Annotated in this window: 24 protein-coding genes and 1 pseudogene; 16 read left to right on the top strand and 9 right to left on the bottom strand. The window is 71.8% G+C overall.

What is annotated here, in order from left to right:
• Positions 1-87: 87 nt before the first annotated feature.
• The 4 genes and pseudogenes from ACIBH1_RS38145 to ACIBH1_RS38160 form a co-directional block, all read right to left on the bottom strand.
• Positions 88-384: pseudogene (locus tag ACIBH1_RS38145) on the bottom strand (urease subunit beta); the annotation flags it as partial.
• Positions 374-1,111 (bottom strand): sirohydrochlorin chelatase, encoded by a 738-nt coding sequence (locus ACIBH1_RS38150; protein WP_397318922.1) that lies wholly within the window; start codon positions 1,109-1,111, stop codon positions 374-376. The gene ACIBH1_RS38150 and the pseudogene ACIBH1_RS38145, both read right to left, overlap by 11 nt.
• Positions 1,108-1,416 (bottom strand): urease subunit gamma, encoded by a 309-nt coding sequence (locus tag ACIBH1_RS38155; RefSeq protein ID WP_397318923.1) that lies wholly within the window; start codon positions 1,414-1,416, stop codon positions 1,108-1,110. The genes ACIBH1_RS38150 and ACIBH1_RS38155 overlap by 4 nt, the downstream gene beginning before the upstream one ends.
• A 29-nt stretch (positions 1,417-1,445) precedes the next feature.
• Positions 1,446-2,333: an urea transporter gene (locus ACIBH1_RS38160; RefSeq protein WP_397318924.1), complete on the bottom strand. Its 888-nt coding sequence runs from the start codon at positions 2,331-2,333 to the stop codon at positions 1,446-1,448.
• Between the two features lie 193 nt (positions 2,334-2,526).
• On the opposite strand from ACIBH1_RS38160, the gene ACIBH1_RS38165 reads away from it, so the two are divergent.
• The gene (locus ACIBH1_RS38165; RefSeq protein WP_397318925.1) at positions 2,527-3,402 is read left to right on the top strand and encodes a hypothetical protein; all 876 of its coding nucleotides are present in this window, start codon (positions 2,527-2,529) and stop codon (positions 3,400-3,402) included.
• A gap of 35 nt (positions 3,403-3,437) precedes the next feature.
• Here ACIBH1_RS38165 and ACIBH1_RS38170 read toward each other — a convergent pair whose 3' ends face one another.
• Complete coding sequence (locus ACIBH1_RS38170) at positions 3,438-4,637, bottom strand: FAD-dependent monooxygenase (protein ID WP_397318926.1); 1,200 nt, start codon at positions 4,635-4,637, stop codon at positions 3,438-3,440.
• A 93-nt stretch (positions 4,638-4,730) separates the two neighbouring features.
• Between ACIBH1_RS38170 and ACIBH1_RS38175 the strand changes: the two genes are divergently transcribed.
• Genes ACIBH1_RS38175 through ACIBH1_RS38210 form a run of 8 tightly spaced genes read left to right on the top strand, consistent with a single transcriptional unit; the run spans position 4,731 to position 11,518 of the window.
• Positions 4,731-5,273 carry a helix-turn-helix domain-containing protein gene (locus ACIBH1_RS38175; protein WP_397318927.1) on the top strand — a complete coding sequence of 181 codons (543 nt, stop codon included), beginning with the start codon at positions 4,731-4,733 and terminating at the stop codon, positions 5,271-5,273.
• Positions 5,274-5,276: 3 nt separating this feature from the next.
• Positions 5,277-6,029, top strand: a complete 753-nt coding sequence (locus tag ACIBH1_RS38180) for an ABC transporter ATP-binding protein (protein WP_397318928.1) — start codon at positions 5,277-5,279, stop codon at positions 6,027-6,029.
• On the top strand, positions 6,026-6,823 hold the full coding sequence (locus tag ACIBH1_RS38185) for an ABC transporter permease (protein WP_397318929.1): 798 nt from the start codon (positions 6,026-6,028) through the stop codon (positions 6,821-6,823). Before ACIBH1_RS38180 ends, ACIBH1_RS38185 begins: the two co-directional genes overlap by 4 nt.
• A 37-nt stretch (positions 6,824-6,860) precedes the next feature.
• Complete coding sequence (locus tag ACIBH1_RS38190) at positions 6,861-7,487, top strand: ATP-binding cassette domain-containing protein (protein WP_397318930.1); 627 nt, start codon at positions 6,861-6,863, stop codon at positions 7,485-7,487.
• Positions 7,484-8,986, top strand: coding sequence for a DUF6297 family protein (locus ACIBH1_RS38195; RefSeq protein WP_397318931.1), 1,503 nt, complete (start codon positions 7,484-7,486; stop codon positions 8,984-8,986). The genes ACIBH1_RS38190 and ACIBH1_RS38195 overlap by 4 nt, the downstream gene beginning before the upstream one ends.
• Positions 8,987-9,046: 60 nt before the next feature.
• Positions 9,047-10,186, top strand: a complete 1,140-nt coding sequence (locus ACIBH1_RS38200; protein ID WP_397318932.1) for a sensor histidine kinase — start codon at positions 9,047-9,049, stop codon at positions 10,184-10,186.
• A complete protein-coding gene (locus ACIBH1_RS38205; protein WP_397318933.1) occupies positions 10,183-10,845 on the top strand; it encodes a response regulator in 663 nt (220 codons plus the stop codon). Before ACIBH1_RS38200 ends, ACIBH1_RS38205 begins: the two co-directional genes overlap by 4 nt.
• 55 nt (positions 10,846-10,900) lie before the next feature.
• On the top strand, positions 10,901-11,518 hold the full coding sequence (locus ACIBH1_RS38210) for a pentapeptide repeat-containing protein (RefSeq protein WP_397318934.1): 618 nt from the start codon (positions 10,901-10,903) through the stop codon (positions 11,516-11,518).
• A 5-nt stretch (positions 11,519-11,523) separates the two neighbouring features.
• Here the strand turns inward: ACIBH1_RS38210 and ACIBH1_RS38215 are convergent, their stop codons facing one another.
• Positions 11,524-12,963: a collagen-binding domain-containing protein gene (locus tag ACIBH1_RS38215; protein ID WP_397318935.1), complete on the bottom strand. Its 1,440-nt coding sequence runs from the start codon at positions 12,961-12,963 to the stop codon at positions 11,524-11,526.
• A 160-nt stretch (positions 12,964-13,123) separates the two neighbouring features.
• On the opposite strand from ACIBH1_RS38215, the gene ACIBH1_RS38220 reads away from it, so the two are divergent.
• The 4 genes from ACIBH1_RS38220 to ACIBH1_RS38235 all read left to right on the top strand — a co-directional run bounded on the left by ACIBH1_RS38220 (position 13,124) and on the right by ACIBH1_RS38235 (position 16,194).
• Complete coding sequence (locus ACIBH1_RS38220) at positions 13,124-14,491, top strand: rhodanese-like domain-containing protein (protein ID WP_397318936.1); 1,368 nt, start codon at positions 13,124-13,126, stop codon at positions 14,489-14,491.
• 14 nt (positions 14,492-14,505) lie between these two features.
• Positions 14,506-15,063, top strand: coding sequence for a rhodanese-like domain-containing protein (locus tag ACIBH1_RS38225; protein ID WP_397318937.1), 558 nt, complete (start codon positions 14,506-14,508; stop codon positions 15,061-15,063).
• The gene (locus ACIBH1_RS38230) at positions 15,060-15,878 is read left to right on the top strand and encodes a sulfite exporter TauE/SafE family protein (protein WP_397318938.1); all 819 of its coding nucleotides are present in this window, start codon (positions 15,060-15,062) and stop codon (positions 15,876-15,878) included. The genes ACIBH1_RS38225 and ACIBH1_RS38230 overlap by 4 nt, the downstream gene beginning before the upstream one ends.
• A 73-nt stretch (positions 15,879-15,951) precedes the next feature.
• Positions 15,952-16,194: a metal-sensitive transcriptional regulator gene (locus ACIBH1_RS38235; RefSeq protein WP_397319056.1), complete on the top strand. Its 243-nt coding sequence runs from the start codon at positions 15,952-15,954 to the stop codon at positions 16,192-16,194.
• 17 nt (positions 16,195-16,211) lie between these two features.
• On the opposite strand, the gene ACIBH1_RS38240 is transcribed toward ACIBH1_RS38235, so the two are convergent.
• The gene (locus tag ACIBH1_RS38240; RefSeq protein ID WP_397318939.1) at positions 16,212-17,036 is read right to left on the bottom strand and encodes a helix-turn-helix transcriptional regulator; all 825 of its coding nucleotides are present in this window, start codon (positions 17,034-17,036) and stop codon (positions 16,212-16,214) included.
• Between the two features lie 103 nt (positions 17,037-17,139).
• Between ACIBH1_RS38240 and ACIBH1_RS38245 the strand changes: the two genes are divergently transcribed.
• Positions 17,140-18,597, top strand: a complete 1,458-nt coding sequence (locus tag ACIBH1_RS38245) for an MFS transporter (protein WP_397318940.1) — start codon at positions 17,140-17,142, stop codon at positions 18,595-18,597.
• A gap of 35 nt (positions 18,598-18,632) precedes the next feature.
• Here ACIBH1_RS38245 and ACIBH1_RS38250 read toward each other — a convergent pair whose 3' ends face one another.
• Positions 18,633-18,905 (bottom strand): hypothetical protein, encoded by a 273-nt coding sequence (locus ACIBH1_RS38250; RefSeq protein WP_397318941.1) that lies wholly within the window; start codon positions 18,903-18,905, stop codon positions 18,633-18,635.
• Positions 18,874-19,293: a sigma factor-like helix-turn-helix DNA-binding protein gene (locus ACIBH1_RS38255; RefSeq protein ID WP_397318942.1), complete on the bottom strand. Its 420-nt coding sequence runs from the start codon at positions 19,291-19,293 to the stop codon at positions 18,874-18,876. Before ACIBH1_RS38255 ends, ACIBH1_RS38250 begins: the two co-directional genes overlap by 32 nt.
• A 173-nt stretch (positions 19,294-19,466) precedes the next feature.
• Between ACIBH1_RS38255 and lanKC the strand changes: the two genes are divergently transcribed.
• Positions 19,467-21,890, top strand: a complete 2,424-nt coding sequence (lanKC, locus tag ACIBH1_RS38260) for a class III lanthionine synthetase LanKC (RefSeq protein ID WP_397318943.1) — start codon at positions 19,467-19,469, stop codon at positions 21,888-21,890.
• A 28-nt stretch (positions 21,891-21,918) separates the two neighbouring features.
• Complete coding sequence (locus ACIBH1_RS38265) at positions 21,919-22,050, top strand: SapB/AmfS family lanthipeptide (protein ID WP_397318944.1); 132 nt, start codon at positions 21,919-21,921, stop codon at positions 22,048-22,050.
• Positions 22,051-22,108 lie beyond the last annotated feature (58 nt).

Consider the following 22,108-nt stretch of genomic DNA (forward strand, 5'->3'; position numbering starts at 1 on the left):
GGCGGGCTGGGGCTCCGGCTCGTGGAGGTAGCCCCGCTCCCGCATCCGCTCGAGTGCCTCGCGGCGGGCCTCGCCGGAGCGCACGCCGCCGTTCAGCAGCCCTCCGAAGCCGACGATGCGCCCGCCTCCGCCGTACTCCACCAGCGTGACCCGCTTGGTGTCGCCCGCCTCGAAACGCACGGCGGTGCCCGCCGGGATGTCCAGACGCCTGCCGTACGCCTGCTCCCGGTCGAAGCTCAGGGCGCGGTTGGCCTCGAAGAAGTGGAAGTGCGAGCCGACCTGGACGGCGCGGTCGCCGGTGTTGTGCACGGTGAGCGTCACCCGTGCCTGGCCGGCGTTCAGCTCTATGTCGCCGTCGCCGTAGATGTATGGGTCATCCGACATGGATCCGTGTCTCCTTCGGCCGGTCCTCGTGATCATGGGTGTGGTCGTGCGGGATCGTCTCGGCCAGCCCGTCGTCGCCGTGGCCGTACCAGCGATGCTCGGCCTCGGCGGCGCGCCGGTGGATCAGGGTGCTGAGCGAGGCGGGGCTCAGCAGGGGCCCCGCCGTTCGCGCCCCGGGCCGGACCGGCGCGGGGACGAACGAGGCAGGCACCAGGACGACCTCTTCGGCGCCCACCAGCCGGCACCGCTCGATGCCCTCGTCCACGTCGGGCTCGCCGCCGCTCAGCGCGACCTCGACCCAGCGCACCGGCGAGTACTGCCAGACGAGCCGGGCGACCCTGAACAGCTCGGCGTCGGGCTCCGGCCCCATCGCGGGCGCCACCAGCAGCACGGCCGTACGGGCGGCGGAGCCCGAGGCCAGGGCCCGGCCGACCGCGCCGCGCAGCCAGCCGACCAGATGGCCGGAATCGGCGAGCGGCCGGGCCAGGAGCAGATCGCCGCGCCGCCGGCCGCGCGCGGCCCAGCGCAGGCTCTGCGCGGCCACCCCCGGCAGGTCGGACTGGCGGCCCAGGGTCATCGGCACGACCACCGTCGGCACGGCCGGGATCGCGGACTGCAGCTCGCGGCCCGCCGCGCAGACCAGCGGCGCGTCCGGACCGGGCAGCGGCGGCAGGGCGCGGCCGTCGAGGCTCTCGGCCCCTGCGGCGAGCAGGATCCGGTGGCTCATTCCCCGCCGACCGGGTCATGGCAGGACACCAGCTTGGTCCCGTCGTCGAAGATCGCCTCGACCTGCATCAGCCCCAGCAGCCCGCGAACGCCCGGCATGACGTCGTCGGGACCCACGACCTGCTTGCCCAGCTCCATGCACTCCGCGACGGATTTGCCGTCGCGGGCCGCCTCGACGATCGCGAAGCTGATCAGCGCGACCGTCTCCGGATGGTTGAGCTTCAGGCCGCGGTCCTTGCGCTGCTGCGCCAGCTGGGCGGCGGTGAACAGGAGCAGCTTGTCCACTTCCCTGGGCGTGAGGTTCATCGGAGATCCCTTTCTGCGACAGGCACGCGTCAGGCGCGCCGGATCCTGGAGAGCATCGGCACGGCGGCCAGGAACACCCAGGTCACCAGGACGAACGGCCAGGTCAGGGTGTGGCCTGCGACCACCGCGAACAGGGCGCCGATCCCGGCGCTGAACCCGGCCGCGGCCACCACCCCGAGCAGGGCGTAGAGGGCGCTCACCGGGGTGGCGACGACGAACGTGCCGAACAGCGCGAGCCCGGTCAGCACGGAGTTGTAGCCGTACAACCCCGCCGCCAGATCGGCCGCCTGGGCGCCGAGGACCCAGCCGGTGGCCAGCCCCGCGAGGCTGGACACGAGCGCCACCACGCCCAGCCTCCACCCCGCGATCACCAGGCCCGCCAGGAAGATCAGGCCGACGTACCACTGGTCCTGGAAGAAGACCTGGCCGACGCCGTTGAGGGTGCCCTGCCACAGGTGGGTCCAGCTCAGCTCCGTGCCACTGGCCGCCGCCGCACTCGCGGGAACCACCCCGACCCGGCTGAACGCCGACCCGCCGATCACGACCGCCGTCGTCACCACGCAGAAGGGAGCGGTGAAGGCGGGCAGGTCGTACGGCTTCAGCAGCACGTTGAGCGCCGAGGTGAGCACGCTCCCTGCGGCGGCACCGAAGATCACCAGGAGTACGGTCATCCACCTGACATCCAGGTAGAGCACCAGCCCGACCCCGATCAGGGTGCCGCAGAAGCCCTCCAGGCCGGGGGCCACCCGCTCGCTCCAGGAGACCCCGAACAGCCGCGCCGTGACCGTGGCGGCCACCGTGCCGAGCAGGCCGAACACCCCGAACTGCCACCCACCCGCGAACAGCGCGACCAGGAAGACCAGGCCGGTCCAGGGGCTGGACTGGAAGTCCACCTGGGCGATCCCCCTGAGGATCACCAGGGCCCCTTGAAGGGGTCGAGATGTCGTCTCTGCCATGGATCCAGACCGTTGCCCGCACTCTCGGATGATGAGCCGGACCTCTGCTGACTGGTCACGACACGTTGTCACCTATCCGATAGTTCGAGAAGTGAAGCTCGGCGTTGCTTATGGAGTCACTAAAGAGGCAGGTCAGCGGGCCGCTTGCCCAGAGGTGGCGACGTTCTGGCTGGCCGACGGGGGTGCCAACCTGAGGGCGGCCACGCCGTACACCGTGCGGAGCGAGGTCCGCGTCGAACACCCGGCCGCGGAGATCGTCCGGGACGGCACGGCGGGGGTCGTGGCCGGCGCGGGGCCGCTGAATCCGATCGAGGGCAAGGCCCCGACGACGGTCGGCAAGGTGTTCTTCATCGGCAGCGACCTCCAGCCCCACTGGTGCGCCGCCACCTCGGTCCAGTCCCTCTACCGGAACGTCGTCGCCACCGCCGGGCACTGCGTGATGGACGTCGAGGCGCCGATGGGCGCCCTGGACAAGTGGGCCTTCGTGCCCGGCCACACCGAGGGTGCGGCGCCCTTCGGCCTCTACGTGGGCAAGCAGGCGGCCGTGTCCGACCACTTCGAGAACTACCGGACCTACGACCACGACTTCGGCTTCGCCAACGTGTACGACGGGGTCACCCTCGGCCAGGACGGCGCGCTGGCGGGTTCCGGGCGGCTGGGCGACAACGTCGGCGGGCAGGGCTTCGCCTGGAACCGGGTGGTCGGCAGCAGACGTGACCTGTTCGGCTACCCCTCGGGCGGCGACAGTCTTGCGACGTCGTCGGGCGCGACCTTCGCGGTGAGCAGGCCGGGGCGGCCGGAGGAGCGGCTGATCGGCGTGGCCTCGCCGTTCGCCAACTCCCTCGGAGCCATGTGGCTGGCGACCTACTCCACCCGCAGCCGCCTGGGCTACCTCGACGGCATCACGGTCAGCGTCGCCGACACCGACGGCGACGGCGTGTTCGACACCAGCGTCTCGTCCTACTTCGACAGCGTGGCCGCCGGGGTGTACTCAGCCGCCCGCCACACGTCCACCGGCCCGATCGCCTGACCTGGCGGGCAGGACCCGCCAGGTGCGCTCCCCCGTCAGCGCGACCGTGACTGCAGTGACCCGGCGATCCGGTGCCCCGTCCACCGCTTGAACCTGCGCAGCGGCTCCAATCGGCTCGCCGCCCGGTCGAGCCGGTAGTACAACCCCGGCGGAAGGTACGGCAGCAGCGGCGAGTGACGCTGGCCGAGCAGCGCGAACATCTGCGCCGGCTCCAGGCGCAGGTAGCGCGGCAGGTCCTCGTAGAACCGCGCGCTGTAGCGGGCGGCGCTCTGGACCGGCAGCAGCGCGGCCTTGCGCTCCCGCTCGTAGGCGGCGAGCGCGGGCTCCAGGGCGGAGTGACGGTCGATCGCGCCGGCCAGCGCGATGGCGTCCTCGATCGCGAGCGTGGTGCCGGCGCCGATGGAGTAGTGCGTGGTGTGCGCGGCGTCGCCGAGCAGGACGAGGTTGCCGCGGTGCCAGGAGCGGTTCGTCACGGTCTGGAAGCGCAGCCACTGGGCGACGCCCTGCCCGCGCCCGATGAGCCGGTGCCCGTCGAGCAGGTCGGCGAACAGCTTCTCCAGCAGTGCCAGGCAGCCCGTCTCGTCGGCGCGGTCGAGCCCGAGCCCCTGCCACGTCTCGGGCGCGCACTCGATCACGCAGGTGCTGCGCTCGCCGTCGAAGCGGTAGCCGTAGCACCAGATCCAGCCGTGCTCGGTCTCCACGAAGGCGAAGGTGAAGGCGTCGAAGACCCTGGTGGTGCCGAGCCAGATGTAGGTGTTGCCCCCGGTGGCGACCTCGGTGCCGAAGTCGTGGCGGCCGCGCAGCGAGCTGTTCACGCCGTCGGCGGCCACCACCAGGTCGGCGTCCGTGACCTCGTCGGCGATCTCGCGCTCGAACTCCACCCGCACGCCGAGTGCGGTAGCCCGGTCGGCCAGGATGCCGAGCAGCCGGTGGCGGCCGATGCCGAAGCCCGGGTCGCCGCGGTGCGTGGTGGTGCGGCCGCCGACGAGGGCCATCCCATCCTGCCAGCGCACGGACGCCTCGCCGATGGCGCGGGCCGACTCGGGGTCGCTCTCGCGCAGCCGGTCGAGCAGGCTGCCCCAGTACGTCACGCCCCAGCCGTAGGTCGAACCCGCGGGGTTGCGCTCGAACACGGATACGTCACACGAAGGGTCGCGCAGCTTCATCAGGATCGCGAAATACAGGCCCGCGGGGCCGCCACCGACACACGTCACCTTCTGTACTTCGTTTGGCACAGGGTAGTTATACGCGTACAGCCTGCCACCCCAGGTGTTACGCCACGCCGGACTGTTTGCATTCTCATTATCGATAATGATAACGTCGCTATCGTGGAGAATTCGACAGCCCGCTGGGCCGAACTGGCACTTCACCCGGTCCGCATCCGCATCCTGGCCGCCGCGGCCGGTGCTCGCCGTACCGCCTCCGACCTCGCCGGCCTGCTGCCCGACGTGCCCCAGGCCACGCTCTACCGCCAGATCGCCACCCTGGCCAAGGCGGGGATGCTGGAAGTGGTGGAGGAGCGCAAGATCGGCGGAGCGACGGAGCGCGTCTACTCGGTGCCGGAAGGCGGCGTGACGCCCACTCCCGAAGCCCTGGCCGCGGCCTCCCCCGAAGAGCACGCGCGGCATTTCACCGCGTTCGCCGCCGGCCTGCTGTCGGAGTTCTCGCGCTACCTCGCCAGGGAGCACATCGACTTCGTGGCCGACGGTGTCGGCTACCAGCAACTGGTGCTGCACCTGGATGACGAGGAGTTCGTCCGCTTCGCCCAGGGTTTCGCCGAGCTGGTCCAGCCCCTGCTGGCCAACAAGGCAGGCGCTGAGCGCACACCCCGGCTGCTGGCGACGATCCTCCTCCCGCTGACGAAAGGCTGACGCATGGCAACGCTGTCGATCGAGGTCCGCGACCTGACCAAGAAGTACGGCGAGCTCACCGCCGTCGACAACCTCAGCTTCACGGTCAGGCCGGGCGCCGTCACCGCCTTCCTCGGCCCCAACGGAGCCGGCAAGACCACGACCATGCGCATGATGGTCGGCCACGTCGCCCCCACCTCCGGCAGCGTGACGATCGGCGGGCAGCCGTACCGCGACCTGCCCCACCCGACCACCGTCGCCGGCGCGGTCTTCGACGCCGCCTCCTTCCACCCGCACCACTCGGCCAGAGACCACCTGAGGATCTACGCCGCGATGGGCGGCCATCCCCCGAACCGGGTCGACGACCTCCTCGACCTGCTCGGCCTCACCCACGCCGCCGGACGCAGGACCGGCACCTTCTCCACCGGCATGCGTCAGCGGCTCAACCTGGCCACCGCCCTGCTGGGCGACCCCCGCGTCCTGCTCCTGGACGAGCCCGGCAACGGCCTCGACCCCGAGGGCACGGCCTGGCTGCGTTCGTTCCTGCGCACCCTGGCCGACGAGGGGCGCACCATCCTGGTCTCCAGCCACGTTCTCAGCGAGGTGCAGCAGATCGCCGACGACGTCGTGATCATCCGCCAGGGCAGGCTCCTGGCCGCCGGCCCCCTGCACGACCTCGCCGCCGCCCACACCCCGCGCACCCACGGCCTCACCGCCCACCAGCCCAGCCTGGAGGAACTCTTCCTGGCCCTGACCGGCGAACGGACGAACACATGAAGCCCCTCATCCACGCCGAACTCCGCAGACTGCTGGCCACCCGCATGTGGCTGGGCACCCTGCTCGCCGCCGCCCTCCTCGGCGGCGGCCTGGTCGGCCTGCTCGCCCTCGTCGGCCCCGAGAACTTCGACCCCCCGATGCCCGGGCTGCACACCGAAGCCGGAGTCCGGGCCGTCCTCGGCTTCCTCGGCTACACCGCCTTCATCCCCGCCGCCATCGGCACCCTTGCGGTGACGTCGGAATACCGTCATCGCACCATCAACTTCACGTTCCTCTACTCCCCCGGCCGCTGGCGGGTGCTGGCCGCCAAGCTCGTCGTGTACGGCTTCGCGGGCATGATCTACGGGCTCGTCCTGTCGGTCACCGCAGCCGTATCGCTGTTCGGCGCAGCTGCCGCGCGGGGGCTCAGCTTGGGGTTGCCCGCCGGGACCATCGTCGAACTGCTCGCCCGCCTGGCCGTGGCGATGGTCGCCTACACGGTGCTCGGGGTCGGGATGGGGGCGCTGATCCGGCACCAGATCCCGGCGTTGTTCGTGGTGGTCGGGTATCTGTACGGGGCGGAACTGTTGCTCATCATGATCCCCGGGGTGCGCGAGCTGTACCCGTGGCTGCCTGGGGGCGCTACCGCGGCGTTGACCGACTTCACCGCGGTGGCTGATGCCATGGCTCAACAGCTTTCCAGTGAACCGGTTCGATTGTTGTCGCCGTTGGCCGGGGCCTTGGTTCTGCTGGGGTATACGGCTTTGGCGAGCGGGGTGGCGTTGGTGAAGCCTCTGCGCCGTGATGTCGCCTGACCGCTGTGTCCGAAAGCACCGCATAGACTCCCCGCCCATGAGGGCAGAGATCATCACCGTTCGCCGCATCCAGGTCGATCTGGCAGGTCAGCGGGTGCTCGACGACGTCGCCCTGTCAGCCCGCCCCGGCCAGATCATCGCCGTCACCGGCGAGAACGGCGCGGGCAAGTCCACCCTGCTCCGCTGCCTCGCCGGTCTCCAGGTCCCGACCAGCGGTGAGATCGCCGTCCTCGACACCCCTCCGACCGACACGCCCGCCTTCTGGCGTGATGTCGCGTTCGTCGCCGACGAGCCCGCCTGGTATCCCGGCCTCGGCGTGCGCGAGCACCTGGAGATGGTCCTGTCCGTCCACAAGGGCGGCCGGATGTCCGCGGGGGCCGCGCTGTCGGCCGTCTATCTCGACGGGCGCGACGAACGGCACCCGCTGACGTTGTCCACCGGGCAACGCCAGCGGCTGTCCCTCGCGATGGCCCTCGTCAGGCCCAGCCGCGTGCTGCTCCTCGACGAACCCGAACGCGGGCTCGACGCCGCCTTCCGTCCTCGCCTCGCCGCGCTTCTGCGCGCTTACGCGGGCGAGGGCGGCACGGTGGTGATGGCCACCCACTCCCCTGACCTCGCCGAGGCGTGCGATGCGGTCAGCCTCACCTTGGAGACGACGCCGTGAATCGCTGGCAGGATCGGTACACCACGCTGTTCGGCCTGCTCGTGCTGGTCGCGATCGTGGGGCAGCCCGTGGTGTCCGCGCTGGGGTCGCTCGCCGCGCATGCCGAGCCCGCGCGGATCGGCCCGGGGCTCGGGCTCGCGGCGGTGGCGTATGCCGGATATCTGGCGCTTGTGCGGGCGGTCGGCCCGGTGGCGCTGTCCGCCGCGGACGCCTCCTGGCGGCTGCTGTCGCCCCTGCCCCGCCGTACGGTGCTGGGCAGGACGACCGCGGTCATGACCGCGGTCGCGGTGCTGTGCGGGCTGGCGCTCGGCGTGGTGCTCCTGTCCGCGCTCGGCGCGCCCGACCACACCCTGGTACGGCTGGCGGCGGCGCTGGTGCTCGGCCTCGGCGCGACGATCGGCGGCATGGCGCTCGGCGTGATGGGGCAGTCCTCGCCCGCCTGGGACGGCTGGCTCCAGGCTCTGACCACGGCCAGCGTGGCGGCGGCCATCCTGCTGACGGTCCTCGGCAGCGGGCCCGGGAGGACCGTTCTCGCGTCGGTGGCGGGCGCTCCCTCCTGGCCCGCCGCCGCGCTCGCGGCGGCCGTGACCGCCTTCCTCGTCCGGCGCGCCTGGCGGGAACAGCCCAGGGTGCCCGCCCGCGCGATCCAGGCCGCCTCCGTCAGGACCGGGCGGGTCACGCAGGCCGCCGTCGCGCTCGATCCCGGTGCGCTGACGTGGGCGGCGGAGGACGCCCACTGGCGGGGCCGTACGCCGGGCTCGAAGGTGTGGCCGGTGACGGGGGCGTGGGTGCTCGGCTGGCAGGAGCTGCGGCGGCTGGGACGGCGCCCGGTTCGCGTTGCCGTACTGGGTCTGTCCGCCGGGGTGCCGGCGCTGGCCGTCATGGCGGGAGCGCCGGGGTTGGCGGCGGTGCTGGCGTTCGCGGGCGGGCTCGCGGCGGCGGTATCGGCGACGTCGGGTGTCCGGCGTGACGGCGACAATCCGGCGTTGCTCCGGCTCCTGGCGGTGGGACGGCGCCGCGCGCTCGCGGTCAGGGCGGTGCCGTCCGCGCTGGTCAGCGCCGCATGGCTAGCAGCGGCGCTCGGCGGGATGACCGCCGCGAGCGGGTTGACCGTCGCAGGCGGGATGACCGTCGCGAGCGGGATGACCATCGCAGGTGGGATGACCGTCGCAGGCGGGATGACCGCCCCGAGCACGCTGCTCGCGACCGTGTGGTGGCTGTTTGGACCGGCGTGCGCCCCCGCCCTCGCCGCGGCGGCGGAGCGCATGGCCCTTCGCCGGCCGGTCGACCATTCGATGCCCGTCATCGACACGCCCGGCGGCGCCATCCCGACGGGTCCCCTGCTGTGGGCGGCCACCGGCGTGGACCTCGCCGTCCTCGGCATCGCCCCCACGCTCGTGGCGGTCGCCGTCCAGCCCGCCGATCTGCTTCCGTGGCTCGCGGCGCAGGCGCTGACCGGCCTGACCGTCCTCGGCGGCCACCTCTGGCTGCGCAGATAAGCGCCGCCGCTGGCTATCCTGTGGCACGTCGAGCCGCGAACCACCGGGAGGGCGATCCGAGTGACAGCCTCCCGACCTGCGACAACCGTGGTGGCCCACGCGGTCATCGCCTCGCTGACCCTGCTCACCCTCGCCGGCGCCTGGCACCTCGGCGCCGCCCTCTGGCAGATCCTCGCCGCAACCGGCGCCGCCGTCCTCCTCCACATCGGAGCGACCCGGCAGCACCCGTGGAAGGGCTACACGACAGCAGCGCTGGGCATGCTGGTCCTGGCGTTGACGCCCTTCCCCGGCTGGTCGACCGTCATGCTGCCCTCGGCCGTGTGGTTCCCCTACCTGTTGTGGCGGCTGACCGTCCAGCTCCCGCTGCGGTCCTCGATCAAGGCGCTGGCCGTCGCGGCGCTCGGGATCGTCCTCACCGAGCTGGTGGCGTGGCTCCGGCTGCCCGCCGGCGTCCCGGTGTGGAGCCGCCTGACCGAGGGCGGGCTGTGGATGCTCGTGGTCAGCGGCGTGTGGCTGGCGGCCCTGCTGGTACGGCGCAGGCACGAGGCCCGTCAGCGCGCCGAGGGCGAGCGCCTGGCCGAGGCCGTCGCGGACGAACGAGCCGGCATCCGCCGCGACCTGCACGACGTGATCGCCCACACGGTGACGGTCATGGTCGCCCGGATCGAGGCGGCGGCGGTGACGACGACGGACCCGGCGACCCGCCGGGAGCTCGGCGACATCGCCGAGACCGGGCGTGACGCCCACCAGGGTCTGCGGGCGATGCTCGCCACGCTGGGACCGCGCGCCGGCTCCGCGCCCGCGCAGGTGCCGATCTCCCTCGACGCGATCCCCGACCTCGTGGCCTCCGCGGCGAGCCCGCTTCACACGGTGACGTTCGAGGAGGTGGGCGAGCGGCGTTCGCTGAGCCTGAGCGCCGAGGTCGCGGCCGTGCGTGCCGTACAGGAAGGTGTCACCAACGCGCTGCGCCACCTCGAACCGCCGGTCACGGTGGCCGTTTCGCTCCGCTGGGCTCCCGGCGAGGCGGCGGTGGAGGTGCGCGACGACGGCGGCACGGCCCGCCGCGCCGCGGGGAGCCACGGGACCGGGCTGATGGGGGTCGAGGAACGGGTGCGTACGGCCGGCGGCACGCTGTCGATCGACCAGGGCGACCACGGGTGGGTGCTGCTCGCCCGGCTGCCCACGAAGGAGGGGGCATGACCAGGATCCGCGTCATGCTCGTCGACGACCAGGAGTTGTTGCGGGCCTCGCTCCGCACGGTGCTGTCAGCCGACGAGCGCATCGAGGTCACGCACGACGTCGGCGACGGCGGCGCGGCGATCGAGGTCGTCAGGCGTCACCGCCTCGACGTCGTCCTGATGGACATCCGCATGCCGCGCGTCGACGGGGTCGCCGCCACGGCGGAGATCGTCAGGATCGCGCCGGAGACGCGGGTGCTCATGCTGACGACCTTCGACGACGACGAGCTGGTCGTGGCCGCCATCCGGGCCGGGGCGAGCGGCTACCTGACCAAGGACGTTCGGCCCGCCGCCCTCGCGCAGGCCGTGTGCGACGTCGCCTCGGGCACGGCGGCGCTGGCCCCGGGCGTGGCCGCGACGGTCCTCGATCTTGTACGGCAGGCGCCGATGCGCCGGGCGGCGGCCCTCGACGGCCTCAGCCCGCGCGAGGCCGAGATCTTCGGCCTGCTCGCCCGCGGCCGCTCCAACAGCGAGATCTGCGCCGAGCTGGTGCTGAGCGAGAACACGGTGAAGTCGCACGTCAGGGCCGTGCTGCAGAAGCTGGACCTGCGCGACCGCGTGCACGTGGTGATCTACGCCTACGAGAACGGCCTGGTCGGCCGCCAGGATTTGCCGGGCTGAGCATGCCGCCCCGCCGGGTGCGGCTTCTGTCGGTCCGCCCGCATAGTGTGACCCCATGCCAGATCGTGTGAACGGAGTGCCCGCGCCGCCCACCGACTCGGTGATCGAGTTCGCCGACTGGGACGGCGACGACCTGTCGGGCCGCGTGTTCGAGCGGGTGGCGTTTCGCGACGTCGACATGACCGAGGCCACGAGCACCGGTGCGACCTTCGTCGAGTGCACCTTCCGCACCACCCGCTTCAACGCCTCGACCCACACCGACAGCGCCTTCGTCAACTGCACGTTCGTCAACAGCTCGTTCTTCGACGCGACCTTCTCCGGCTGCAAGTTCGTGGGCAGCATGTTCGAGCGGTGTTCCTTCGACCTGATGAAGGTCGAGGGCGGCGACTGGTCGCTCACCGGCCTGCCGGGGGCGGCGCTGGGGGCGGCGTCGTTCGTCGGGGTGCGGATGCGCGAGGCCGACCTCACGGGCGCCAGGTGCGAGGGGGCCACCCTGCGCGACGTCGACCTGGCGGGGGCGATGCTGCACAGCGCGAACCTCGTCCGGGCCGATCTGCGCGGCAGCGACCTGTCCACGCTCGACCCGCTGGTGGTGCAGCTGAGCGGGGCCCGGGTGGACATCACGCAGGCGGTCGCCATCGCCACGGCACTCGGCTTGAACGTCGCGCCGTAGAGGGCCTATTTGGTGCGGTGCGGTGTCACTCTCGTGACCGTCACCGATTTGACCGGCTTCTCGCCGGGCTCGTCCGGTGCCTCCACGGCCACGTTGCGCATCTTCCCCACCCGGTCCGTGCGCACGTCGTAGGTCAGCGTCGCCGATTCGCCCGCGTCGAGTTCACCCGTCCACACCAGGATGGGCGAGTCGTAGGTGACCGTCCCCTTGCTGGCGCGGAAGCCGCCGACGACCCGCCCGTGGTGATTCACGTCGGTGAGGTCGTCGGTGTAGGTCCCGGAGCCGGCCACGCCTCCGATGTTGGTCGCCTCGATCGTGTACCGGACCGTCCCCCCGATCTTGACCACGGTCTTGTTCACCCGCTTGACCACCTCGAACTCCGGTTGGCGCCCGCATTCGAGTCGTGCGTTGAACGGGAAGTCGTGGATCTCGCCGCCGTTGTCCTCCGTCGTCCCGTGGGTCAGCCGCCGCACCACGACGTTGCCCTCGATGTTGGCGGAGTTCTCGTCGACGAGGTGGGCGCTGGGCGCGAACACGGTGCCTTCGATGGAGTCGCCCTGCCCGGCGGGGAGCAGGATGCGGGTGGCGGTCGGGAAGTCCCACAGGATGTACGGCGCCTGGCCGCCGCTGACGCCGGCGAGCTGGGGAGTCCAGGTGAAGTCGTCGCCGACGCCACTGGTGTCGACGACGATCAGCAGCGGGGTGCGGGCGGTCGGCTGGTCGCGGAAGGAGAGCTCCGACAGGCGGCTGAGGTCCTCGGCGTCGATCTTCAGGACGTTGGTCATGCCTGACGTCAGGTGCACGTAGCCCTGGGCGCCGCTGGGCGGCGGGCTGGGCAGCGGGGCGCCGCTCGCGTCGCGCAGGACGACGGTCGAGGTGCAGGCGGCCAGTTGGGTGGCGCGCTGCCGGTAGGTGGCGAAGAGCGCGGGGAAGTTCATGCCGGTCGGGGCGCTGATGGACGCCGCGGGCTGGTGCACGGTGAGCTCGATGCGGGGCAGCGTGCCGTACGCACCACCGCCGGTGATCTGGGTGTTGACCTCGACGTTGTTCTGGTCGACGTTGCGCACCGTGCTGCCGGTCAGGTCGCCGATCTTGACGTAGCTGTTCTGGAGCACCTGGATCAGCCCGTCGCCGGTGGTCGCGCCCCACAGGATCCTGCCGTCCACCAGGAGGGAGGTGGGCCTGGCGTCTCCTGGGGCGGTCCAGGGGCCGGGCGTCTGCAGCGCCACCCGGTAGTTGTCGCCGAGGACGAGGTCGCCGCCGAGGGCCATGGTGCCCTCGTTCTCGTTGCTGGCCACGTTGGCGTCGGTCTCGACCACGGCGGTGTAGCCGCGGTTGCCCTCCACGGGGTTGTACGGCACGCGCGCCGTGGCGGGCGCGGCGACGAGCGCCGCCGTCACCGACGTCCCTGCGAGGAGTCTCAGCCCGATCGAATGCACGCCCATGAGGCACAGCCGACCACCGCCCCAGCCGCCGGGACCATGCCGACAGGCCGGGAGCCGCGGAGCTTTCCCCAATGCGGTGGATACCTATAGGGGTATTTGACCAGCCACTTCACCTCACATAGGGTCGAGTCAGGCAAATACCCAGGGGGGTATATCAATCGTGATCTTCACCCAGTACTACCTCGACTGCCTCTCCCAGGCCTCCTACCTGATCGCCGACGAGAGCACCGGCCACGCCGTGGTCGTCGACCCGCGCCGCGACGTCTCCGAATACCTCGCCGACGCGCGCACGCACGGCCTGACCGTGGCCGGCGTCATCAACACGCACTTCCACGCCGACTTCGTCGCCGGACACCTGGAGCTGGCCGACGAGACCGGCGCGTGGATCGGGTACGGCACGCGCGCCGAGACCGAGTACCCGATCAGGAAGCTCGCCGAGGGCGAGCGCATCCCGCTCGGCGACGTCACCCTCCAGATCATGGAGACTCCCGGGCACACCCCGGAATCCATCAGCGTCCTGGTCTTCGAGCACGCGGACGACGCCGTGCCGTACGGCGTGCTCACCGGCGACGCGCTCTTCATCGGCGACGTCGGCCGGCCCGACCTGCTCGCCTCCGTGGGCGTCAGCGCCGAGGAACTCGGCGCGATGCTCCACGACAGCGTGCAGAACAAGCTCATGGCCCTGCCCGACGAGGTGCGGGTCTTCCCCGCCCACGGCGCCGGCTCCGCCTGCGGCAAGAACCTGTCGACGGAGAAGCAGTCGACCATCGGGCAGCAGCGTGCCACCAACTACGCGTGCGCGCCGATGAGCCGCGACGCTTTCGTCGCGCTCGTCACCGCGGGTCAGAGCGCGGCGCCCGGCTACTTCGCCTACGACGCCGAGCTCAACCGCAAGGACCGGCGCCGGTACGACGCCGCCGCGGCGGCGCGGCCGCTCGTGGCCGCCGAGTTCGACGGGCTGCGCGCCGGCGGCGCGGTGGTCGTGGACGCCCGCTCGCCTCAGGAGTTCGCCGCAGGCCACCTGCGCGGCTCCGTGAACGTGCCCGCGGACGGGCGCTTCGCCGAGCAGGCGGGCACCGTCCTCGACCCGGCGGACGAGCTCGTCGTGGTGGCGCCGGAGGGCCGGGAGGAGGAGGTCGTCACGCGTCTGGCGCGGGTCGGCTTCGACCGGGTGTCCGGGTATCTGCGCGATCCCGAGGACGCGCTGGAGGAGCTGGCCGGAGAGGTCACGCAGGCGAGCCGGGTCACGGCCGCGCAGCTGCGGGCGGCGCTCGCCGGTGGCGACCCGCCGGTCGTCGTGGACGTCCGCGGGTCCGACGAGCGGGAGGGCGGCTTCATCGAAGGCTCCTGGCACCTGCCGCTGAGCGAGCTTCCCGGCCGCGCGGGCGAACTTCCCGCCGACCGGCCGATCGTCGTGCACTGCGCGGGCGGGCACCGCTCCTCGATCGCGGCGAGCCTGCTGCGGCAGCGCGGCTTCGGCGACGTCTCCGACATCCTCGGCGGCTACACCGCCTGGACCCTGATCTGAAAGCGGCCACACCCTTGAGTAACAGCACCACCCTCACCGCCACGGCCCTGCACGGCCTCGTCCAGGACGGCCGCGCCCCGCGCCTGCTCGACGTGCGCACGCCCGCCGAGTTCCGCACCGCCCACATTCCCGGCTCGACGAACGTCCCCCTCGCCACCCTGCGCGAGCACCGCGACGACCTCCTCCCCCACCTCGGCGCCGACACCGTCCTCGTCTGCCGCTCCGGCGCCCGCGCCGCCCAGGCGGCGCGGCTGCTGCCAGGCCTGCAGGTGCTCGACGGCGGCGTGAACGCCTGGGAGCTGGCCGGCGCTCCCCTGACGCGCGGTCCCGAGCGCTGGGACATGGAGCGCCAGGTCCGCCTGGTCGCCGGCTCGATCGTGCTGGTCAGCGGCCTGGCCGGGGTGGTCGTCCCCGGCGCCCACCTGATCGGCACGGCGGTCGGCGCCGGTCTGGCCTTCGCCGCGCTCAGCAACACCTGCGCGATGGGCATGCTGCTGGCCAGGCTCCCCTACAACCGCGGACCTCGCCCCGACCTCCGCCAGGTGATCGCAGAGCTGCGGACCGCGGCGTGACGATCCTCATCGTCGCCGCCTCGCTGCTGGTGGGCCTGAGCCTGGGCGTGATGGGCGGCGGCGGGTCGATCCTGACGGTGCCGATCCTGATCTACCTGGCCGGCCAGGGCACCAAGGAGGCCATCGCCACCTCGCTCCTCGTGGTCGGCGTCACCAGCCTGGCCGCGCTGGTCCCGCACGCGCGCGCCCACCGCGTGCGCTGGCGGGCCGGGCTGCTGTTCGGCGGGTTCAGCATGGCGGGCGCCTACGCGGGCGGCCGGCTCGCCGAGCACGTCCCCGGCCCGGTCCTGCTCATCGGCTTCGCCCTGATGATGCTCGTCACGGCCGCCGCGATGCTGCGCCGGCCGCGCCAGGGCGACGAGCCCGTACGGCCCAGCCTCCCGCTCCCCCACATCGCCCTGGAGGGCCTGGTGGTCGGCGCGGTGACGGGTCTGGTGGGTTCCGGGGGCGGCTTCCTGATCGTCCCGGCGCTGGCACTGCTCGGCGGGCTGCCGATGGCGGCCGCGGTCGGCACATCGCTTCTCGTCATCGCGATGAACTCCTTCGCCGGCCTGGCCGGTCACCTGTCCGGGGTGACGATCGACTGGAGGCTAGCCCTGACGGTGACCGTGGCCGCCGTGGTGGGCAGCCTCGTCGGCGCCCGGCTCGCGGGCCGCGTCCCGCAGGCCACGCTGCGGAACGCCTTCGGCTGGTTCGTCGTGGCCATGGGTGGTTGTGTCCTGATCCGCCAGCTTCCCGTCGGCACCGCCTGGGCCTGCGCGGCCCTGGCGGCGGTGCTGGCCGTCGCCGTCACGGTCCGGGTACGGCGAGCATAGAGTGAAATGGATACCCCGCTGGGTATCCATGGTCGTCACGAAGGAGCTTCCCGTGCAGGTGGACGAAGAATCGATGCGCCCCGTCCTGAACCGGCTGCGGCGCGCCCAGGGCCAGCTGGCCGCGGTGATCTCCATGGTCGAGACGGGCCGCGACTGCAAGGACGTCGTCACCCAGCTCGCCGCGGTGTCGCGGGCGCTCGACCGGGCCGGGTTCAAGATCGTGGCCAGCGGCATGCGCCAGTGCCTGGCCGACGACAGCGACTCGCCTCCCATGACGGAGGAGGAGCTCGAGAAGCTCTTCCTCGCCCTCGCCTGACCTCACCCTCGCCTGGCTCAGAGCATGCGCAGCGCGTCGGCCGAGCTCGGGTCTCTCGGCGTGTAGATCTCCAGCCGGTGGTCGGGGCTGTCGGGCTGCAGCCACACCTGGTAGTCGACGCTCGCCGCGCCCACCGTGGGGTGGCGCAGGTGCATGGTCCCCACGGTGCAGTCGGAGACCTCCCCGATCGCCCACATCCGCGCGAACTCGTCGCTGCGCATCGTGAGCTCCCCGATCAGCGCCGCCAGCCGCGCGTCCGTCGGGAACCTCCCGGCGGTGAGCCGCAAGTAGGCGACGTGGATGCGGGCGAGCTCCTCCCAGTTGTGGTGCAGGTCGCGGCTGTGGGGGTCGAGGAAGAACATGCGCGGGATCGACGGCCGGCGGCCGGGCTCCCACGGCGCGTCGAAGGGGACGTGCTCGGCGAAGAGCGCGTGACCGGTGCGGTTCCACGCGAGCACGTCGCCCCGGCGGCCCAGGACGATCGCCGGCGTCGTCTCGCCCAGCGCTCCCAGCAGCGAGAGCACCCGCGGGTGCGGCTCCTCGGGCGGCGGCTCCGACAGGCCGGGCGCGGCCGGCTGCTGGGCGAGGTTGTGCAGGTGGGCGGTCTCGACGCGGTCGAGGCGCAGCACCCGCGCGAGGGCGTCGAGCACCTGCGTGGACGCCGTCCCCGCCTGCCCCTGCTCCAGGCGCGTGTAGTAGCCGGCGCTCACGCCCGCGAGCTGGGCGAGCTCCTCGCGCCGCAGCCCCGGCACCCGGCGCGCGCCGCCGAACGTGCGCAGCCCGGCCTGCTCCGGCGTGACCTTGTCGCGGCGGCTCTTCAGAAAAGTCCCCAGTCCTTCCACACGATCGAGCCTAGGCCGGTGGCCGAGCCCGTGGGTAACCCTGTCAGGTGCACCCTCAGCAGGGGGATGGCTGCTCATCCCGACCTGCAGGATCGTCGGCGTCATGTCTCGACAGCTCGCAACGCACCGCCCGCCCGGCCTGAAGGCCTGGCTCGGCCTCCTGATCGTTCTCGGCCCCGTCCTGCTGGTGTCCATGGACGGGTCGATCCTGTTTCTGGCCATGCCGCGCATCAGCCAGGCGCTCTCCCCGACCGCCGACCAGGCCCTGTGGATCCTCGACATCTACGGCTTCGCCGTCGGTTCCCTGCTGATCGCCTTCGGCTCCATCGGCGACCGGTACGGCAGGCTGCGGCTGCTCATGATCGGCACGACGGCCTTCGGGCTGAGCTCGGCGGCAGCGGCGTTCGCGCCCACTGCCGAGCTGCTCATCCTCGCCCGCGCCCTGATGGGGGTGGCGGGGGCGACGCTCCTGCCGTCGGCGCTCGCCGTACTGAGTGAGTTGTTCGCCGACCCGCGGCGCAGGGCGCAGGCGATCGGCATCTTCGCGGCGGCGTTCGCGGCCGGGTTCGCCATCGGGCCGGTGTTCGGCGGGCTGCTGCTGGAGCGGTTCTGGTGGGGTGCGATCTTCCTGATCAACCTTCCCGTCGTCGCGCTGTTCCTGATCTTCGCGCCGATGGTGCTGCGCGAGGTGCGCGCGACCCGGCGGGGCGGCGTCGACGTGCTGAGCGTCGTCACCTCCGCGGCCGGTCTGCTGCTCACGATCTACGCGCTCAAGCACCTCGCCGCCGAGGGCGTGGACCTCGTCCCCGTCCTGCTGGGGGTGGCCGGGCCCGCGTTGCTCGTGTGGTTCGCCGTCAGGCAGCGCTCGCTCGAACACCCGCTGATCGAGTTCTCGCTCTTCCGCGACCGGGTCTTCACGGTGGCGGTCATCACCGGGCTGCTGCCGCTGGCCGCGTGGTCGGCCTCGGCCTACCTGGCGGGTGTCTACCTGCAGTCGGTCCTGGACCTGCCGGTGCTGGACGCGGCCCTGCTGGCGCTTCCCGGCGCGGCGGTGCTCACCCTGACCTGCGTCGTCACGCCGTTCGTCGTCGACCGGATCGGCAAGCGCACCGCGCTCCTCGCCTCCCACTTCTCGATCGCGGGCGGCCTGCTGCTCCTGCTCCCGGCGGCGGTCACGGGCGGGGCGGGCTGGTACGTGGCCTCGACGGTCATCGCGGGCCTCGGCTACGGCATCAGCTTCAGCGTCGTCGCCGACACCGCCGTGGGCGCCGTCCCGGCCGAGCGGGCGGGTGCGGCGGGCGCGATCGCCGAGACCAGCAACGAGATCGGCAACGCGCTCGGCATCGCCCTGCTCGGCTCGCTCGCGGTGCTGGTCTTCCGGCTCCAGGGCCCGGAGCTCGCTCCGACCCTGGAGGAGACACTGCAGCTCCCGTCGCTCGCGCTCGCGGCGGCGGAGCAGGCCAAGGCGGCGTTCGTCACGGGCCTGCACGTGGTCGCCGCGGTGGCCGCGGTGCTGCACGCGGCGCTCGGTGTCCTCACCCTGCGCTGGCTGGCCCGATGATCCGGCCTCAGCGGATCACCCCGGGCGTCCAGTGATCACCGTAGGCCGCCCGCAGCTCCCGCAGCCGCCAGTCCGCTCCCGTGACCCTCCCCCTGCACAACGGGCTCCCGCACCCGCACTCCACGTCGCGGCGGGACGAGCGCGGCGAGCCCGGCGTCGTCGATCTCCTGCCCGCCCAGCCGCATCACCACGGTCCCCGAGGGAAGGGCCGACGCCGCGAACAGGCCGAACCCTTCGATGGGCGACGGCCTGACCTCGACCTGGGGCGACAACCAGCTACCGCCCTCTGACGTGCCGTCGTGCGTCATCGGCCAGCTCCTCCACCTCGGCGACGCTCCGCCCCAAGATCCGGGCGATCTCTTCGTACGGCACCACGAACAGCTCGCGCAAGACGAAGGCGAGTCTGGCCGCCTCCGGCAGGGTCTCCAGGAGCACCAGCAGCGCGAGTTGCACAGAGTCCGACAACCCCGAGCCCGCGACGGGTCCCGTGGCGGGCGGGGCGCCGCGCAGCCGGTCGACGCACACCCTGGCCACGACGCTGGCGAACCAGCACGTGGGGTCCTGGACGCGCACGCGCTCCCACGCCTCCGCCACGGCCGCGTCGGCGTCGTCGAGCGAGCCGAGCAGCCGGTAGGCGACGGCGGTCAGGTGCACCCGGTCGGCGGCGAAGCGTTCGGCGAGGAAGGAGTCGTCCATGCCCCACTGACGAAGCGCGGGGCCGGAACGTGACACGGAAATAGCCACACAATGTGCCCGCGCCATTTATTGCCTAGTTAATTCCTCACCGGTGACCGGTGAAAATCTCACTAGGAACAGCTCTGGTTATCCGTAAGTATTGCAGGAGTAAACAGCGAATTAAGGAGGCAAGGTTGTTAGAACAGTACGAACTTCACTGCCTTGCCAATCCATTGTTCTATGACGCCTTTTCAGAAGAAAGGGCGGATTATCCGACCAAATCCACCCCGGAGGGCTGGCTCCACGCCCCCACCGACACGTGGATGCACTACGCCCCCGAAGGTCAGAGCCTGCCCGCGCAGGGCTGGAAGATCCACGCCAGCGCCGGCCTCGACGACGCGGAACGGGTCATCTCCACGGTCTGGGACTACTGCGTGCCACGGAAGATCCCCTTCAAGTTCCTGCGCAGCCGAACAGTCGTCGCGATGCTCAACAGCAAGGCGGCCGACCGCGGCTCCAGCGGCAAACTCGTCACGATCTACCCCAAGGACGACGTCCAGCTCAAGGAGACCCTCGAAGAGCTCGACGGCCTCCTGACCGGCACGCCGGGGCCGTACATCCTCAGCGATCTGCGCTACGGCCAGGGCCCCCTGTACGTCAGGTACGGAGGGTTCGTCCCCAAGAAGGTGCTCGGCGACGACGGCCGGCTCGTCCTGGCCATCGAGAACGACCAGGGAGAACTGGTCCCCGACAGGCGCGGCCCCGGCTTCGCCGTACCCGCCTGGATCGAGCTGCCCGCCTTCCTCGAACCCCATCTCGCGGCGCGCAACGCGGTCACCATGCAGGGCCTGCCGTACGAGATCGAGAGCGTGCTGGCCTTCTCCAACGGCGGCGGCGTCTACCTGGCCACCGACAAGAGCGACGGCCGGCGCGTGGTCCTGAAGGAGGCCAGGCCCCACGCGGGCCTCGACACCGCCCGCCGCGACGCGGTCGCCCGGCTCAGGCACGAGAAGGCGATCCTGGAAAGACTCCAGGGGCTCGACGCCGTGCCCCGGCTGAAGGACAGCTTCTCGCTCGGCGAGCACGAGTTCATCGTGATGGAGTTCGTCGACGGCAACCCGCTGCAACGCCAGATCGTCCAGCGTTTCCCGCTCGACCAGCGCGACCTGGCCGACTACACGGCCTGGGCCGTCGAGACGGCCGAGCGGGTCGAGCGGGCGGTCGCCACCATCCACGAGCGCGGCGTCGTCTTCGGCGACCTGCACCCCAACAACATCCTGATCACCCGGGAGCGGCGGGTGGTGCTCATCGACTACGAGGTCTCCTCCCTCGCGGCCGATGACGCCACCGCGACGCTCGCCAACCCCGCCTACGCCGCGCCACGCGGCTGGCGCGGACTCGACGTCGACCGGTACGCCCTGGCCAGCATGCGGCTCAACCTCTTCGCGCCGCAGACCACGGTCATGCTGCCCCTCGACCGCGGCAAGGTCTTCCACCTGGCCGAGCTGATCCAGGAGCAGTTCCCGGTGCCGGCCGAGTTCATCAGGCAGGCGGTCAGGACCATGGCGGGACCGCCGCCGCTGAGCCCCGCCAGGCTGCGGACGGCCATCCTTTCCAGCGAGACCCCCGACCGCACCGACAGGCTCTTCCCCGGCGACCCGGCGCAGTTCCAGCCGGGCGGCGGCACCAGCCTGGCCTACGGCGCGGCCGGCGTGCTCCTGGCTCTGGGCGAGGCCACCGACGAGCAGCTCGACTGGCTCACGCGGCACACCGACCCGTCGGTCAGCGGCTTCTATGACGGCCTGCACGGCGTCGCCTACGTCCTCGACGAGCTCGGCCACCACCAGGCGGCGCGAGAGCTGGCCGGGCGCTGCGAACAGGTCGGGCACCTGGGGCTCGACCTGTTCGGCGGCCTCGCGGGCATCGGCCTGGCGCGCATGCGCCTCGGCCTCGACGCCGGCGACATCGTCGAGCTCTGCGCCGACCGGCTCGGCGGCCCGGACGACGTCCCCGACATCAGCGGCGGCGACCATCCCCGCGCCGGCCTGATGTACGGCTCGTCCGGCGTCGCCCTCCTGTTCCTCCACGCCTACGAGCGATCGCGTGACCCGGAGCTCCTGGAGCTCGCCAGGACCGCGATCAGGCAGGACCTGCGCAGGTGCGTGCGCACCGACGACGGCTCGCTCCAGGTCAACCAGGGCTGGCGCACGCTGCCCTACCTCGACGAGGGCTCGGTCGGCATCGCGCTGGTCATCGCCAGGTATCTCCGCCACGTCTTCGACGACGAGTTCGAGCGGGCCCTGGCCGACACGATGCTCGTCACGCGCGGGCGCTACTTCGTCCAGCCGGGTCTGTTCGCGGGCCGGGCCGGGATGATCGCCGCACTTCGCGGCCTCCAAGGATCCGGTGACGATCTCGATCGGCTCGTCTCCGGTCTGGCCTGGCACGCCCTGCCGTTCATGGGCGGTCTGGCCTTCCCCGGCAACCAGCTCCTGCGGTTGTCGATGGATCTCGCAACGGGCACCGCCGGCATCTTGCTCGCACTCGGCGGTGCGTCCCTGCCATTCCTCGACCCCTCAGGAGGTGTGACCGGGTCCTGCCCTTGTCCGGCCAATTAAGAGCACTTCATTCAGAAAGGCAACGATCATGACCCTGCTCGACCTCCAGACCCTCGAAGTTCCCGGCGGCGGCCACGGCCACGGCGGCGGCAGCACCCTGACCGTCCTGGGATGCAACTCCCACACGCCGAGCAACCTCAGCCTGCTGATCTGCCACTAGGCGAACGCCGATGCCCGGGAGCCCTCGGTGAGGGCTCCCGGGTTTCGTCCGACGAAGG

It is taken from the genome of Nonomuraea sp. NPDC050663, from assembly GCF_044456985.1.
Taxonomy (GTDB): Bacteria; Actinomycetota; Actinomycetes; order Streptosporangiales; family Streptosporangiaceae; genus Nonomuraea.

Bases quoted from the DNA above. Each gene is read 5' to 3' on its own strand.
- ACIBH1_RS38210 (WP_397318934.1), top strand. From the start codon at position 10,901: ATGCCAGATCGTGTGAACGGAGTGCCCGCGCCGCCCACCGACTCGGTG.
- ACIBH1_RS38190 (WP_397318930.1), top strand. From the start codon at position 6,861: ATGAGGGCAGAGATCATCACCGTTCGCCGCATCCAGGTCGATCTGGCA.
- ACIBH1_RS38215 (WP_397318935.1), bottom strand. From the start codon at position 12,963: ATGGGCGTGCATTCGATCGGGCTGAGACTCCTCGCAGGGACGTCGGTG.
- ACIBH1_RS38185 (WP_397318929.1), top strand. From the start codon at position 6,026: ATGAAGCCCCTCATCCACGCCGAACTCCGCAGACTGCTGGCCACCCGC.
- ACIBH1_RS38155 (WP_397318923.1), bottom strand. From the start codon at position 1,416: ATGAACCTCACGCCCAGGGAAGTGGACAAGCTGCTCCTGTTCACCGCC.
- ACIBH1_RS38265 (WP_397318944.1), top strand. From the start codon at position 21,919: ATGACCCTGCTCGACCTCCAGACCCTCGAAGTTCCCGGCGGCGGCCAC.
- ACIBH1_RS38150 (WP_397318922.1), bottom strand. From the start codon at position 1,111: ATGAGCCACCGGATCCTGCTCGCCGCAGGGGCCGAGAGCCTCGACGGC.
- ACIBH1_RS38205 (WP_397318933.1), top strand. From the start codon at position 10,183: ATGACCAGGATCCGCGTCATGCTCGTCGACGACCAGGAGTTGTTGCGG.
- ACIBH1_RS38180 (WP_397318928.1), top strand. From the start codon at position 5,277: ATGGCAACGCTGTCGATCGAGGTCCGCGACCTGACCAAGAAGTACGGC.
- ACIBH1_RS38250 (WP_397318941.1), bottom strand. From the start codon at position 18,905: ATGACGCACGACGGCACGTCAGAGGGCGGTAGCTGGTTGTCGCCCCAG.
- ACIBH1_RS38255 (WP_397318942.1), bottom strand. From the start codon at position 19,293: ATGGACGACTCCTTCCTCGCCGAACGCTTCGCCGCCGACCGGGTGCAC.
- ACIBH1_RS38235 (WP_397319056.1), top strand. From the start codon at position 15,952: ATGCGCCCCGTCCTGAACCGGCTGCGGCGCGCCCAGGGCCAGCTGGCC.
- ACIBH1_RS38245 (WP_397318940.1), top strand. From the start codon at position 17,140: ATGTCTCGACAGCTCGCAACGCACCGCCCGCCCGGCCTGAAGGCCTGG.